This window comes from Bacillus sp. LM 4-2 (assembly GCF_000978495.1).
Classification (GTDB): Bacteria; Bacillota; Bacilli; order Bacillales; family Bacillaceae; genus Bacillus; species Bacillus subtilis.
Window position 1 is genome coordinate 1,861,086 of sequence record NZ_CP011101.1, and the last position, 15,512, is coordinate 1,876,597.

The window sequence follows — 15,512 nt, forward strand, 5'->3', positions numbered from 1 at the left end:
ACGATTTTAAAGAGAACGGAGACTTGCTTTCAATATGAATGTTAAAAAACTGCAGCTGTTTTTTCAATCACGATTCCAATTATCTCAGCTATCCTAATTATTAATTTTTTTACGGGAGTTATGTCAATTCCATGGCAAGGAATGCCGGTGTTTTTTCCATTATTACTTTCTCCTATAGGAATCATTTTAGCGTTCGTTTCAATAAAGACAAATAAACGGTGTGCTTTATATGGGATTGTCTTAAATGCAATTATGTTTCCATTTCCTTTTTTTGGTTTATCGGAGGGGCTTTGTTATTTGGAGTTTAATCCATTAGGCATTACGCTTATACATTGGTATTTTCGAACTTGTCAAAAGAAGGAATAAAAAAATTTCAGAATTGCTTGCCTTTACTTTATGTTGAAAGGGGTCGAGTAAGGTGGATAGGAAAAAGAATGAAATACAAAGAAAATATAGGGAACAAATGAGGGAGAAGAAAGAACGAGAAAAAGAAGATGGCAGTTCACATACTTTTGAAATTGTTGTTGTGCTAGCCATTATCATTTTGATGTTTTTCTTTAATTCAGTTTTCAAGGCTTTTTAGATATTGTACAGATGACTTTCAGGATGTTTGAAAAAATTACCCTTTGAGATATATACCACATGAAAGTATTGAAGGACTTATGAAAATTCAAGAGCCAGTTGAATCTTAATAATTAATCACCAAATAATGGGGATGAAAAATGAAATTGTATAATGAATTTATCAATATAGCTAAAACGTTTAATAAAGAGTTAGACATAATTCCATTATTATATGGATCTTTAGGTCTTGAAAAGGTAACTGGGTTAGACTTTTCTCCAGAAGATATTGATCTCCTTATTCCTTTAATTTTTTTAGAGGAAAAGTGGGAAAAACTAAAAAAAGTGATGGAACTGCATGGATACAAAATGGTTGATTTACATGAGCATGAATTTAAGAAAACTAATACTAAAATAGGCATTGCTTACATCGAGGATTTAAAACCATTTGCAGATGTAGACTATAATAACTTAGAGGTATTTGAGGATGGTGGAGCGAAATATCATTTGCTAACGATTGATGATTACCTCAAGGTTTATAAAAAGTCTTTATTAGATGGCTATAGAAGAACAAAGAAGAACTATAAAGACCAAAGGAAAATCAATATATTGAATAAACTAATACAGAACTGATTTCTGTATTCCTCTTTTGTTCCAATTTCAATAACAAAGTCGCATCAAAAGACAACATGGAATTTGCTTGGATTCTTAATTTAATATTTAGATAAATAGTGTTTGGCTCATAACATAAGCCACTCTGGCCAATCCTTCTTTCAATTATGTTTCAAGACCAGACTTGTCATTAACCAAAACGCACGGCTAACAGTCTTCTATAATTATCTGTGATCAACTTTATCAAACTCTAATTGCAGCTTACCGCTGCTAACCACTTCCTTGTTTCGCATAGTTCACATTGTTGCCATATGATTGAACATAAGAATCCTGTTTCCTTAGTCTTTGGAATGATTATGAGTAAGTAACAAACTGTAACAAAAAGACTGGGTGTCATTAATTGATACGTGCATTCTTAAATATTATTCGAGACAATGCTTAAACTTTCTGAAAAAGATGTTGAAAAAGTTGAAAGGATTTTATAATATTAAAACAAGTTAGTTTGTTCGGTCAACAAACTAACAAGATGAACTTTCATTGTCCACAAAGATAAGGTCTTACTGAATATGGATGGAAGGGGGATAAGAGGATCGATTTAATGGAGCTAAACAATATAAGAAACGAAAGAATGAGGCTTTTATCCTTTTCCAGGTATATAAGGTATGACGAAAAAAGATGAATTTTTTGCTTGCTGATCACCATATTTTTTTGCACTGTTTTGAAAGCGCTTTTATAAAAGTTTACTGACCGTAAATTGGAGAAATTGTTATACCGTTTCACACTGTTCCATATTAAAGGATCGAAAAGGGGAGAAATCATGCTCAGTGAAAATGTAAAGAAGATTAGCATGGTTGAAAAAGTTGGATATGCGTCTGGAGATTTTGCTTGTAATTTAATTTATGCAACAGTGTCTACGTATCTTTTGTTCTTCTATACAGATGTTTTTGGTTTATCGGCAGCAGCAGCCGGTACTATGTTTTTAGTGGTTAGAATAATCGACGCTCTCGCTGATCCTTTTATCGGAACAATAGTTGACAGAACGAACAGCAGATTTGGACGCTTTAGACCGTATCTTTTATTCGGAGCTTTTCCATTTGTCATACTGGCAATACTCTGTTTTACAACACCAGACTTTTCGGATATGGGGAAATTAGTATATGCCTATATAACCTATGTTGGCTTGTCGCTTACATACACAACGATAAACGTTCCATATGGCGCGTTAACTTCTGCAATGACTAGAAATAATCAAGAAGTTGTTAGTATAACTTCTGTTCGCATGTTATTTGCGAATCTTGGGGGACTTGTCGTTGCATTTTTTGTTCCCTTACTGGCTGCTTATTTAAGCGATACTTCCGGCAACGAGTCTCTTGGCTGGCAACTAACCATGGGTATTTTGGGAATGATAGGCGGGTGCCTTTTAATCTTTTGTTTTAAAAGCACAAAAGAGCGGGTCACTCTTCAAAAATCCGAAGAAAAAATTAAATTTACGGATATATTTGAGCAGTTTCGTGTTAATCGTCCACTTGTTGTATTAAGTATTTTCTTTATTATTATTTTTGGAGTGAATTCCATCAGTAATTCGGTTGGCATTTATTACGTAACATATAACTTAGAAAGAGAGGATTTGGTGAAGTGGTACGGTTTGATAGGAAGTTTGCCCGCTTTGGTCATTTTACCGTTTATTCCAAGGCTTCATCAATTTTTGGGGAAGAAGAAATTACTAAACTATGCATTATTACTGAATATTATCGGCCTCTTAGCTTTACTGTTTGCTCCGCCAAGTAATGTATACCTCATACTTGTCTGTCGATTAATCGCTGCTGCTGGAAGTCTCACTGCCGGGGGATATATGTGGGCGCTTATTCCTGAAACAATTGAATATGGAGAGTACAGGACTGGGAAAAGAATGGGTGGGCTCATTTACGCTATCATCGGATTTTTCTTTAAGTTTGGTATGGCCTTAGGAGGAGTTGTTCCGGGTCTGGTTCTTGATAAGTTTGGATATGTAGCAAATCAGGCACAAACCCCGGCGGCATTAATGGGGATTTTAATTACAACAACGATTATTCCCGTGTTCTTGCTTGTTCTAGCTTTAATTGATATTAATTTCTATAACTTAGATGAGAAAAAATATAAAAACATGGTTCGAGAATTAGAGAATAGAGACAAAGTTTATTTGGATCATATTGATGATTTCAAAGCTTAAAAAAGAAAATTAACTGAGGAGGAGTCCCAAATGAAGATTACCAATCCCGTACTTAAAGGATTCAATCCCGATCCAAGTATTTGTAGGGCAGGAGAGGATTATTATATCGCTGTATCTACATTTGAGTGGTTTCCGGGAGTCCAGATACACCACTCAAAAGATTTAGTAAATTGGCACTTAGTTGCACATCCATTACAGAGAGTTTCACAATTAGACATGAAAGGAAATCCAAATTCAGGTGGGGTTTGGGCACCATGTTTAAGCTATAGTGATGGGAAGTTTTGGCTTATCTATACGGATGTTAAGGTAGTAGATGGCGCATGGAAAGATTGTCACAATTATTTAGTTACTTGTGAAACGATTAATGGTGATTGGAGTGAGCCGATTACATTAAATAGCTCGGGATTTGATGCTTCTTTGTTCCATGATAAGGATGGAAAAAAGTATTTATTAAATATGTTATGGGATCACCGTATTGATCGGCACTCATTTGGAGGAATTGTTATACAGGAATATTCTGATAAAGAGCAAAAATTAATCGGTAAACCAAAAGTTATATTTGAAGGAACGGATAGAAAACTGACAGAAGCTCCGCATCTTTATCATATCGGGAACTATTATTATTTATTAACTGCAGAAGGAGGAACACGGTACGAACATGCTGCTACAATTGCCCGTTCTGCAAATATTGAGGGGCCATATGAAGTTCATCCCGATAATCCAATCTTAACGTCATGGCATGACCCAGGAAATCCATTGCAAAAATGTGGTCATGCATCCATTGTTCAAACACATACAGATGAGTGGTATTTAGCTCATTTAACGGGACGTCCTATTCATCCTGACGATGATTCAATTTTTCAGCAGAGAGGATACTGTCCTTTGGGCAGAGAAACAGCTATTCAAAAACTTTACTGGAAAGATGAATGGCCCTATGTAGTAGGTGGAAAAGAAGGAAGCTTGGAGGTAGATGCACCTTCTATACCCGAAACAATATTTGAAGCAACGTACCCGGAAGTTGATGAATTTGAGGATTCAACATTAAATATAAATTTTCAAACTTTAAGGATTCCATTCACGAATGAATTAGGTTCATTGACTCAAGCGCCAAATCATTTACGATTATTCGGTCATGAATCATTGACCTCGACATTTACTCAGGCATTTGTAGCCAGACGCTGGCAAAGTCTCCATTTTGAAGCCGAAACTGCTGTTGAGTTTTATCCGGAAAATTTTCAACAAGCCGCTGGATTGGTGAATTACTACAATACAGAGAACTGGACGGCTCTTCAAGTCACGCATGATGAAGAACTTGGCCGCATTCTTGAATTAACAATATGTGACAACTTTTCTTTTTCACAGCCATTAAATAATAAAATTGTTATTCCTCGTGAAGTAAAGTATGTATATTTAAGAGTAAATATTGAAAAAGACAAATATTATTATTTTTATTCTTTTAACAAAGAAGATTGGCACAAAATTGACATAGCACTGGAATCGAAAAAATTATCAGATGATTACATCCGTGGGGGAGGATTCTTCACAGGGGCCTTTGTAGGGATGCAATGCCAAGATACCAGTGGTAATCATATTCCGGCCGACTTTAGATATTTTCGTTATAAAGAAAAATAATTTGCACATGAAAAAGGAGATTTCTATTTTAGAACTCTTTTTTCATATGAGAAGGTGCCTATGTCACTATTGCTTCAGAAATACCCCTAGAATAAAAAAGCTCATCTTTAAAGATGAGCTGTACATTCCATAAAAAATTACATTGTAATCATGTCCAGAAAATGATCAATCACAATGGAGGACATTCCTAATGCCGGTGCATTCTGTCCTAAGGAAGATGGCAATAATTCATAGCTATTGCCTAATTGGGAATAAACCCTTGACGACACTTCACTTCTCATTGAATTTAAAACCATAGGATGCGATTCAATTATGCTATTTCTTAAAATTACGGCCTGTGGGTTGAAAGTATTCAAAATATTGGTAAGGCCTATTCCTAAATAGAATCCAAAATTCTGTAATGCGTTTAAGGTTCCGATATCATTCAGATGGGCGAGGTCTATGATATCTTGATAGGACAGTTTTTTCGCTTTAGTCTGAAGAGATGTTAATAAAGCCTTCTCTGAAGCATACAATTCCCAGCAGCCTCGGTTTCCGCAACTGCATTTAGGACCATTAAAGTCTATTGTCATATGTCCCATTTCTCCAGAGAAGCCGCTTACTCCTCTATATAAATGATTGTTGATAATAACACCGATCCCTATCCCTGTGCTGATACTTACGTAAATAATGTTATCGTGATTTTTTGCAGCTCCAAATACTTTCTCTCCATATGCGCCAGCATTTGCCTCATTTTCAATAAAAACAGGCACATTGTACTTCTCTTGTATCGAAGATTTTAAGTCAATATCTCTCCAGTTGGAGTTCGGAGTGAAAACAATTTTTTGATCTTTATCAATGAGTCCAGGCACGCAAATACCTATACCAATAAGCCCGTACGGAGATTGGGGCATATGCGTAATAAAGTGATGAATCATATCAATCAAAATGTCTTTCGTTATTTCTGGAGAATTGGATTCCAAATGGCAGTATTGATCAAGAACGATCGTTCCTTCAAGGTCTGTTAAAATGCCATTGATATAATCCACACCAACATCTATTCCTACGGAGTATCCTGCCTTTTTATTAAAAACAAGCATGACAGGTCTTCTTCCGCCACTTGATTGTCCTTGACCTATTTCAAATACCAGATTTTCTTTCATTAACGTGTTTACCTGTGATGAAACAGTTGATTTATTTAATCCAGTCATTTCAGATAATTTTGCTCTTGAAATAGGTGAATTTTTAAGGATTTCTTTTAATAATAACTTTTGATTTACTTTTTTGACAAAGGTTTGATCAGCGATATCCACTTCATCCACTCCATTTGTTTAATCTTTAAATTAAGTATGAACATAGTACATAGCGAATCTTCCCTTTATTATATCTAATGTGTTCATAAAAAACTAAAAAAAATATTGAAAATACTGATGAGGTTATATAAGATGAAAATAAGTTAGTTTGTTTAAACAACAAACTAATAGGTAACTTACAAGATGAAATAAAATGAATTTGTATTTGAATGAATTTATTTTTAAGGGGGAAATCACATGGCTCAATCTCATTCCAGTTCAATTAACTATTTTGGAAGCGCAAACAAAGTGGTTTACGAAGGGAAAGATTCGACTAATCCTTTAGCATTTAAATATTATAATCCTCAAGAAGTAATCGGCGGAAAAACGATGAAAGAGCATTTGCGATTTTCTATTGCCTATTGGCATACATTTACTGCTGATGGTACGGACGTTTTTGGATCAGCTACGATGCAAAGACCATGGGATCACTATAAAGGCATGGATCTAGCGAAGATGAGAGTAGAAGCAGCATTTGAGATGTTTGAAATACTAGATGCACCATTCTTTGCTTTTCATGACCGGGATATTGCACCAGAAGGCAGTACGCTAAAAGAGACAAACCAAAATTTAGATATGATCGTGGGCATGATTAAAGATTACATGAGAAATAGCGGCGTTAAGCTATTATGGAATACCGCAAACATGTTTACGAATCCCCGTTTCGTCCATGGTGCCGCGACTTCTTGCAATGCAGATGTGTTTGCGTATGCTGCAGCACAAGTGAAAAAAGGGTTAGAAACAGCAAAAGAGCTTGGCGCTGAGAACTATGTATTTTGGGGCGGCCGTGAAGGATATGAAACATTGTTAAATACCGATTTAAAATTTGAGCTTGATAATTTGGCTAGATTTATGCATATGGCAGTGGATTATGCGAAGGAAATCGGGTACACAGGGCAGTTTTTGATTGAGCCAAAACCAAAAGAGCCGACCACCCATCAATACGATACAGATGCAGCAACAACCATTGCCTTTTTGAAGCAATATGGCTTAGACAATCATTTTAAATTAAATCTTGAAGCCAATCATGCCACATTAGCCGGGCATACATTCGAACATGAATTACGCATGGCAAGAGTACATGGTCTGCTTGGCTCTGTTGACGCAAACCAGGGTCATCCTCTTTTAGGCTGGGACACGGATGAATTTCCGACGGATTTATATTCTACGACATTAGCAATGTACGAAATCCTGCAAAATGGCGGCCTAGGAAGCGGCGGATTAAACTTTGATGCGAAGGTCAGAAGATCTTCTTTTGAGCCTGATGATCTAATATATGCCCATATTGCAGGGATGGATGCATTTGCAAGAGGATTGAAAGTTGCCCACAAATTAATCGAAGATCGTGTGTTTGAAGATGTGATTCAACATCGTTACCGCAGCTTTACTGAAGGGATTGGTCTTGAAATTATAGAAGGAAGAGCTAATTTTCACACACTTGAGCAATATGCGCTAAATCATAAATTAATTAAAAACGAATCTGGAAGACAGGAGAAATTAAAAGCGATATTGAACCAATACATTTTAGAAGTATAACAGGATAAGCTCCAGATCCTGCTATCAATACCAAGTCACTGAATTACCCGTCATGATTCCTTTCCTATTGCTTGTTGTTATGACGGGTAACTTCTATAATTAGGATTTATTTAGAGTGAATGGTTTTTTAAAAGGGCAAGGAGTGAAAAAATGAAGTATGTCATTGGAATAGATCTTGGAACGAGTGCTGTTAAAACCATTTTAGTTAACCAAAACGGCAAGGTTTGTGCAGAAACGTCCAAAAGGTATCCGCTTATCCAAGAGAAGGCGGGATATAGTGAGCAAAATCCTGAAGACTGGGTGCAGCAAACAATTGAAGCATTGGCTGAATTGGTTTCTATATCCAATGTTCAAGCCAAGGATATTGACGGGATAAGCTATTCGGGACAAATGCATGGATTAGTACTGCTTGATAAAGATTGTCAGGTGTTACGTAATGCAATTCTTTGGAATGATACCAGAACAACGCCTCAATGTATAAGGATGACCGAGAAATTTGGCGATCATCTTCTTGACATCACAAAAAACCGTGTTTTAGAAGGGTTTACATTACCTAAAATGTTATGGGTGAAGGAACATGAACCTGAACTTTTTAAAAAAACTGCTGTGTTTTTGCTTCCGAAAGACTATGTGAGATTCCGTATGACCGGTGCCATTCACACGGAATACTCCGATGCAGCAGGAACTTTACTTTTACATATTACTCGCAAGGAGTGGAGCAATGATATTTGCAATCAAATTGGTATTTCTGCAGATATTTGTCCTCCGCTTGTTGAATCTCATGATTGTGTAGGGTCGCTGCTTCCGCACGTTGCCGCCAAGACCGGACTATTAGAAAAAACAAAAGTGTACGCTGGGGGAGCAGATAATGCTTGCGGCGCTATTGGAGCAGGTATCCTTTCTTCCGGAAAAACTTTATGCAGTATTGGGACCTCAGGGGTCATACTTTCCTACGAAGAAGAAAAAGAAAGAGACTTTAAAGGCAAAGTCCACTTTTTTAATCATGGAAAAAAGGATTCTTTTTATACGATGGGCGTCACGCTCGCTGCAGGATACAGCTTGGACTGGTTTAAAAGAACGTTTGCACCAAACGAATCGTTTGAGCAATTATTGCAGGGGGTGGAAGCTATTCCGATAGGAGCCAATGGACTGCTATACACTCCTTATTTGGTTGGTGAAAGAACGCCGCATGCTGATTCTTCTATTCGGGGAAGCTTGATCGGAATGGATGGAGCCCACAATAGAAAGCACTTTTTGAGGGCAATAATGGAAGGTATCACATTCTCTTTACATGAATCAATTGAGCTATTCCGCGAAGCGGGAAAATCAGTTCATACTGTTGTTTCTATTGGTGGGGGAGCTAAAAATGATACGTGGCTGCAAATGCAAGCTGATATTTTCAATACGAGGGTAATTAAGTTAGAAAATGAACAAGGGCCAGCTATGGGGGCTGCAATGCTGGCTGCCTTTGGAAGCGGATGGTTTGAATCCCTTGAAGAATGTGCAGAGCAGTTCATTCGTGAGGCTGCTGCATTTTATCCAAAGGCGCAAAATGTTCAAAAATATAAAACACTATTTGATTTGTATAAGAACATTTATACTCACACAAAGGATCTCAATCAAGCTTTGAAGAGCTTTCGAAAAAACTAATGATGTTATTGTCTGGAGATCAACCGAAGAACAATTAATGATCAATCATCATCAAAGGCCTTTGATGACATGGCTGCCTTCTTTTGAAAAGATGGTGAGAATAAGGTATCGCAACCTTTAAACAGTATTGGAGTGTCCAGCAGACAAAACGAACGAGCGGAACCGTATTCTGTCAGCGAACACTTCAAGAAGTGAGAAAGCTTAGGAATGCCAATGGGTAAGATATATGAAACTGTGCTAACGACGGTAGAGGGATCTCTTGATTTATGATGAAATAGGAAGGATGTTTACACACAAATAACCCCCTCACATTGACGTGAAGGGGTGTTTTTTATTGTTACTATACAGTGGAAATTTTACAGGCTAGTTGCATGATTTTAGCTTGATAAGCAGAATGGAAACTAGACACGCCATCATCTCTTTCTAATTCTTTGGAAACTGCATTCTGCTAGGTTTGCTGCTTTTTTTAACAAACAGTGTTTTTCTATTTCACACAGCCATTAAATCCTCTGTTCGTCACATAACCGCTCTTACTCCAAATTGACAGTTTATCTGACTTTGCTTCTTGCTCATCTAGTCTGAATTGGTCTATGTATTTTGTGTTAGGCTCATATACATATGCTACTCTGGCCAATCCCTCTTTCAATAATGTCTCTTGAACAGATTTGCCGTCAACATAAACGTATGCTAACAGTCTTCCATACTTATCTCTGCGATCGCCTTTATCAAATTCCAGCTGTAGCTTACCGCTGTTGACCAATTCTTTATTTCGTTTCGACGCATCCTCACCGTATGGTTGAACACAAGAATTTGGTTTCTTCGTCTCAGGTGTATCAACGAGCAAGTAGCGAACTGTGTCTTTCTTTCCGTTGTAAATAACCTTAATCGTATCTCCATCTATTGCTCTATCTAATGTAACATCGATCAATTTCTTATGATTTTTTGAATGAGGCGTGCCAGCCTTTTGTTCTGTCTGACTATATTCATTAGATTGAGTATCTTGAGAGACTTGCTCCGTCCCATTAGAATCTGAATGGTTTTTGGCTGCGTGATTTGATCCGCAAGCTGCCAAAGTAATACTTAAAACGATTGCGATCATACTGATCAAAATCTTCTTCATATTGATTCCCTCTTTATCATTTTCTCTTTTTGCGATTAAACATCATCATTATAACGATATGGACATTTTTTGTGAATGGAAAACTTCAAGGGAACTTATAACACTCCAAATTGCCAATAGTTAACTTCACAACGAGATGATCAAAACATCACCATCACATAGCGGAAATAAATAATCCTGAAAATAATATTGACTGAAAATGCTTTTAGAATTATGATAATATGAGAAATGACAATAATGTGACAAAAACATTACTACAACATAACAACTAATAGCTTAGGTTTATTCTATTGGCTAAAATGTAAACGGTTACAAATCCAGAGGCGAAAATCTAAGATAGAGATGACTTTAGTTTTGACTCAATATCCACACTGAAAGAGCTTATTAAGTATTCTTAATAAAGGCAGGGGAAATGGATATGAATGAACATCGAAATCGAAGGTTGAAATTAATAATGATTTCAGCAACTTTTGGAGGGCTTCTCTTTGGATATGACACCGGAGTTATAAATGGAGCTTTACCTTTTATGGCAAGGCCAGATCAGCTTGATTTAACACCGGTTACAGAAGGGCTTGTTACGAGTATTCTTTTATTAGGAGCCGCGTTTGGAGCGTTGTTATGCGGAAGATTGGCTGATCGTTATGGCCGCCGTAAAATGATCCTTAATCTTTCCTTTTTATTTTTCCTGGCATCACTGGGAACAGCGTTAGCACCTAATGTTTTCATCATGGTGGCCTTTCGTTTTTTACTGGGGCTGGCTGTTGGAGGAGCCTCGGCGATGGTGCCGGCCTTTTTAGCAGAAATGGCACCGCATGAGAAGAGAGGGCGTATGGTAAGCCAAAATGAACTAATGATTGTTGGCGGGCAATTTTTAGCATATGTTTTTAATGCGATCCTCGGTGTAACAATGGCAAATACGGGACATGTTTGGAGATACATGCTTGTCATTTGTGCTGTACCGGCTATCATGTTATTTGCCAGTATGCTTAAGGTACCAGAAAGCCCCCGATGGCTAATCTCCAAAGGCAAAAACAGTGAGGCGCTGCGAGTTCTTAAACAAATTCGAGAAGATAAACGTGCAGAAGCTGAATGTAGAGAAATTCAAGAAGCGGTAGAAAAAGATACAGCACTAGAAAAGGCATCACTCAAGGACTTTTCTACACCATGGCTGCGCCGTCTTTTATGGATTGGAATCGGTGTTGCCATAGTGAATCAAATTACAGGTGTGAACTCGATTATGTATTATGGCACACAAATCCTTAAAGAATCTGGTTTTGGTACAAAAGCGGCTTTAATCGCTAATATTGGAAATGGGCTGATATCAGTTATTGCAGTTATATTTGGGATTTGGCTGGTCGGAAAAGTGAGACGGCGTCCAATATTATTGATTGGTTTGGCGGGGACGACTACAGCTCTCCTATTGATTGCGATTTTCTCAATTGTGCTTGATGGATCTATGGCACTTCCTTATGTAGTGCTTTCTTTGACCGTTTTATTTCTTGCCTTTATGCAAGGGTGTGTAGGACCTGTGACTTGGCTTGTCATAGCGGAAATATTCCCTCAAAGGTTAAGAGGACTTGGTTCTGGGATAAGTGTTTTTTTCCTTTGGATATTAAACTTTGTGATCGGTTTTGCTTTCCCGATCTTGCTTAGCTCTGTAGGTTTGTCTTTTACATTCTTTATATTTGTGGCTTTAGGTGTATTGGCAATCGGTTTTGTATACAAATTCATGCCGGAAACAAAAGGGCGTACACTTGAAGAATTAGAAGAGCATTTTCGTTCTCGACACGATCATAATACTCCTGAACAATCAGTTATTGAGGTATAAATATGTTGAAAATCTCTCTTCTTATAGGAGGGATTTTTTTAGTTTCAGAAAAAACAAAATCCCCCTGGTAGAGGGATCTTGATTCAGCATTTTAAGATGTTCTATACGTATAATACTGGAGTTGATACTTTAAAAATCTCGCCATCTCTTATATAAAAACGAGGGATGCGGCGGCTTAATGTAGACACGACTTCATAGTTAATCGTATTGAGCATTTCAGCCACTTCATCAACGGAAATCTCGGCTCCTTTTTGCTTACCGTAAATCACGACTTCATCTCCTTGTTTACCTTCACCGTTTTCTCCTAAACTGACCATGATCATATCCATTGTTACTCTTCCTGCCACTGGCACTCGTTTTCCGCGATGAAGAACAAACCCGCGATTGGAAAGGGCACGAGAATAGCCGTCAGCATAGCCAATCGGGAGTGTAGCAATTACTTCATTAGGCTCTGCGACGTATGTAGCACCATAGCTAACGGTTCGGGGTTCTGTCCGCATGGTTTTCACATAAGCGATGCGCGCCTTTAAACTTAACGCAGGTTCAAGCTTAACGAGATTTAGTTGTTTAATATAGGCTGAAGGATATAAACCATATAAGCCGATACCTAAACGGATCATATCAGCGCTAAATTCCGGAAAAGCGATAGCTGCAGCCGTGTTGCACATATGCACGGTGGGCAGCTCAATCCCCTGTTTTTTTAAAAAGCTGAGAAAACTGATGAATTTTTCGTGCTGCAGCTTTGTGAGTGTTGTGTCCGGTTCATCAGCTGTCGAAAAATGTGTGAAAATCCCTGTCCATCTGAGGAATTTACTTGCCTTTAAGGCTTTCACTACTTCTAAAAGTTCTTCCTTTGTGCGTACACCTAATCGTCCCATGCCGGTATCCACGTTAATATGAATGGCCAGCCGGTTAGCACTCGCTTCTTTTTCCAATATCTCGTTTGCTTCTTTCATCCAATCAACCTGGAATGCTGATAATGTTATATTCCAAGCTGCTGACTTCTTTACACAACTAAGGGATGTAAAACCAAGCACAAGGATAGGTGCTGTAATCCCAGCTTTACGTAAAACGATTCCTTCCTCCACACTGGCAACAGCAAGCTCACTCGCCCCGTGTTCCAGTGCATGGCGTGCCACTTCTATAGACCCGTGACCATAACCGTTCGCTTTTACGACAGCCATAATTTTGCTCTTATGTGGAATATGACGGCGGATCGCTCGCAAATTCTTTTTAACGGCATCAAGATTGACTTCGATCCAAACTTCTCGGCAAAGCTTTATCATCAACGCTTCCTTCCTTCTTATGGATTATAAATACCACCTATTGCCGCAAGAATAAATGTTAATTGTTGGATGATTCGATCTTATTTTATTCAACTTTATTTGAAATCATTCAACAGCAAATCCATGTGATACGAGAAGGTGCCTATCAATGTTCGAATAAAAGCAAGTACGGGATACATGAGGCTTGTAAGTGGGGTGTTAATGGGTACGGCGACCGAGGATTACAAAAATGATTATTTGTTTCGGGACATTTTTTTCTAAGGGTAGATGATAACGAGAAATCTAATCAGGAAAAACTTACCGTTCATCAATACAAAGGATACAGGTTAGAATTAGTGATGTTTGCAGTATAGAAGCACAGAAAAAATCAAGGAAGTAACAACAAGCTTCCTTGCTCCATTGTATTCCTATTAGAGAGCACGCACTTTTGCAAAAGCTTTTATCTTAGCTCCATCATCATTTTGACAGCGAATATAATATGTTCCGGTTTTATAGTGTGATACGTCAAGAGTTAGAGTTACACTTTTGCCAGGTTTAACTGTATAGCCGGAAGCGATTGTTCCACCACCTGGTTTTACAATTTTGAATTCAAATGGATTGCTTCCTGTATTCTCAACAAAAACTCTGATTTCGCCATCTTCACTTCCATAATAATCAAAATAAAATTTTCCGTCACCTCTAAACGTTTCTTCCTCTTCTAGTATAATATCGGATTGTGCGGCAAACGCAGTGACTTTTTTAGGTGTGTGGTCAATTGATGCAGCTGAAGCATAAGTAGAGCTTAATCCTGTAATTGAACTAACTAAAATCGAACCTACCACAATTTTCTTAAACACTTTTCTTCATCTCCTATATAAGAAATAAATTACAAATTTATACATTCGGTAAAGAGTTGGAAAGACCTTTGGGAAATCCTATAATTCACAAGAAATACAAAAAGGGTATGTTTATTTCTGGTGAATATTTATGACGGAGTAAACATGTCATAACATCAGGATGATTAAAGCGTAATCAAGTACGGTCTGAGACAAGCAGGACACTACATATGAAGGCACTGACTGGCTAACTTTTCTCGACAAAGACAAGAGAACAAGAGGGCGTCTATTGTTATGAACATTGAAGAACCTTTTAAATGAGGAGGGCTGAGGAAATTCTGTAAAAGATAATCGGTTGAAAAGGCAGTCGATTCCTTGTTCCATAAACCTAACATCAGAGTATATAATTAAACTCGTATTCACAAAAATCGTTTAAGTAAGGGGTATACATGAATAGGGGAGTTAGTTTTAAATACCGAATGAATATGGAAATTTTCTATGGAGAATACTGCGGCCGGTAGAAATAGCTAATTATAGGTGGCAAACGAGTGGGGAATCTTATTTTGTTGTAGAAGGAGAGCTCGATGATGAGGAGCTTTTTCATGACTACGCAATTGTTGAAGGGGCAGTTTTTGAGCAACAATTAAAAACGAATCAGTACTATACCATTTTCGTTGAACTGAAAGCATTTCCATATGGAAAAATGGTTAATCAAGTCAATACATATGAAGAGTTTGCTGACAGTGATTGCGAACTTGTCCTGTTGATAGCAGATAATAGCTACGTTTCGATTTACTGTAAAAACAAAAAATTCATTGAAAAACTTTACTTCAATGCTTTACAGAATGATTTTGAAGACGTTCAATTTATCACTGATGAAAATGACACAAGAACAAGCCTTACTGTATGATAGTCAATAAAAATTAAAGGAGC

11 protein-coding genes and 4 pseudogenes are annotated in these 15,512 nt (G+C 37.5%); 10 read left to right on the top strand and 5 right to left on the bottom strand.

Annotated features, from left to right (window positions below):
- Positions 1 to 34 precede the first annotated feature (34 nt).
- The 3 genes and pseudogenes from bslm_RS20650 to bslm_RS09165 all read left to right on the top strand — a co-directional run bounded on the left by bslm_RS20650 (position 35) and on the right by bslm_RS09165 (position 1,193).
- Positions 35 to 308, top strand: a pseudogene (locus bslm_RS20650) (hypothetical protein).
- 110 nt (positions 309 to 418) lie between these two features.
- Positions 419 to 583, top strand: a complete 165-nt coding sequence (locus bslm_RS20655) for a hypothetical protein (protein WP_014479901.1) — start codon at positions 419 to 421, stop codon at positions 581 to 583.
- A gap of 139 nt (positions 584 to 722) precedes the next feature.
- Positions 723 to 1,193: a hypothetical protein gene (locus tag bslm_RS09165; RefSeq protein WP_014479902.1), complete on the top strand. Its 471-nt coding sequence runs from the start codon at positions 723 to 725 to the stop codon at positions 1,191 to 1,193.
- 85 nt (positions 1,194 to 1,278) lie between these two features.
- On the opposite strand, the pseudogene bslm_RS21640 reads toward bslm_RS09165, so the two are convergent.
- A pseudogene (locus bslm_RS21640) lies at positions 1,279 to 1,548 on the bottom strand (thermonuclease family protein); the annotation flags it as partial.
- Positions 1,549 to 1,989: 441 nt separating this feature from the next.
- Here bslm_RS21640 and bslm_RS09170 point away from each other — a divergent pair.
- Positions 1,990 to 3,381 (top strand): MFS transporter, encoded by a 1,392-nt coding sequence (locus bslm_RS09170; protein ID WP_046381051.1) that lies wholly within the window; start codon positions 1,990 to 1,992, stop codon positions 3,379 to 3,381.
- Positions 3,382 to 3,411: 30 nt separating this feature from the next.
- Positions 3,412 to 5,013: a xylan 1,4-beta-xylosidase gene (gene xynB / locus bslm_RS09175; RefSeq protein WP_014479906.1), complete on the top strand. Its 1,602-nt coding sequence runs from the start codon at positions 3,412 to 3,414 to the stop codon at positions 5,011 to 5,013.
- Positions 5,014 to 5,150: 137 nt separating this feature from the next.
- On the opposite strand, the gene xylR is transcribed toward xynB, so the two are convergent.
- A complete protein-coding gene (gene xylR / locus bslm_RS09180) occupies positions 5,151 to 6,305 on the bottom strand; it encodes a transcriptional repressor XylR (RefSeq protein ID WP_046381052.1) in 1,155 nt (384 codons plus the stop codon).
- Between the two features lie 237 nt (positions 6,306 to 6,542).
- Here xylR and xylA point away from each other — a divergent pair, with 237 nt between their 5' ends.
- The 3 genes and pseudogenes from xylA to bslm_RS20660 form a co-directional block, all read left to right on the top strand.
- Entirely contained in the window at positions 6,543 to 7,880 is a 1,338-nt protein-coding gene (xylA, locus tag bslm_RS09185; RefSeq protein WP_014479908.1) for a xylose isomerase, read from the top strand.
- Between the two features lie 150 nt (positions 7,881 to 8,030).
- The gene (gene xylB / locus bslm_RS09190) at positions 8,031 to 9,530 is read left to right on the top strand and encodes a xylulokinase (RefSeq protein ID WP_014479909.1); all 1,500 of its coding nucleotides are present in this window, start codon (positions 8,031 to 8,033) and stop codon (positions 9,528 to 9,530) included.
- Between the two features lie 104 nt (positions 9,531 to 9,634).
- Positions 9,635 to 9,800 (top strand): annotated as a pseudogene (locus bslm_RS20660) (glycoside hydrolase family 11 protein); the annotation flags it as partial.
- Positions 9,801 to 10,014: 214 nt separating this feature from the next.
- On the opposite strand, the gene yncB reads toward bslm_RS20660, so the two are convergent.
- Entirely contained in the window at positions 10,015 to 10,650 is a 636-nt protein-coding gene (gene yncB / locus bslm_RS09195) for an endonuclease YncB (protein ID WP_014479910.1), read from the bottom strand.
- A 412-nt stretch (positions 10,651 to 11,062) separates the two neighbouring features.
- On the opposite strand from yncB, the gene bslm_RS09200 reads away from it, so the two are divergent.
- Positions 11,063 to 12,478, top strand: coding sequence for a sugar porter family MFS transporter (locus tag bslm_RS09200; RefSeq protein WP_033881939.1), 1,416 nt, complete (start codon positions 11,063 to 11,065; stop codon positions 12,476 to 12,478).
- Positions 12,479 to 12,579: 101 nt separating this feature from the next.
- On the opposite strand, the gene alr is transcribed toward bslm_RS09200, so the two are convergent.
- Positions 12,580 to 13,764: an alanine racemase gene (gene alr / locus bslm_RS09205; protein ID WP_031600564.1), complete on the bottom strand. Its 1,185-nt coding sequence runs from the start codon at positions 13,762 to 13,764 to the stop codon at positions 12,580 to 12,582.
- A 410-nt stretch (positions 13,765 to 14,174) separates the two neighbouring features.
- The gene (locus tag bslm_RS09210; RefSeq protein ID WP_014479913.1) at positions 14,175 to 14,600 is read right to left on the bottom strand and encodes a hypothetical protein; all 426 of its coding nucleotides are present in this window, start codon (positions 14,598 to 14,600) and stop codon (positions 14,175 to 14,177) included.
- Positions 14,601 to 15,028: 428 nt separating this feature from the next.
- Here bslm_RS09210 and bslm_RS09215 point away from each other — a divergent pair.
- Positions 15,029 to 15,489, top strand: a pseudogene (locus bslm_RS09215) (DUF2691 family protein).
- The last annotated feature ends 23 nt before the right edge of the window (positions 15,490 to 15,512 follow it).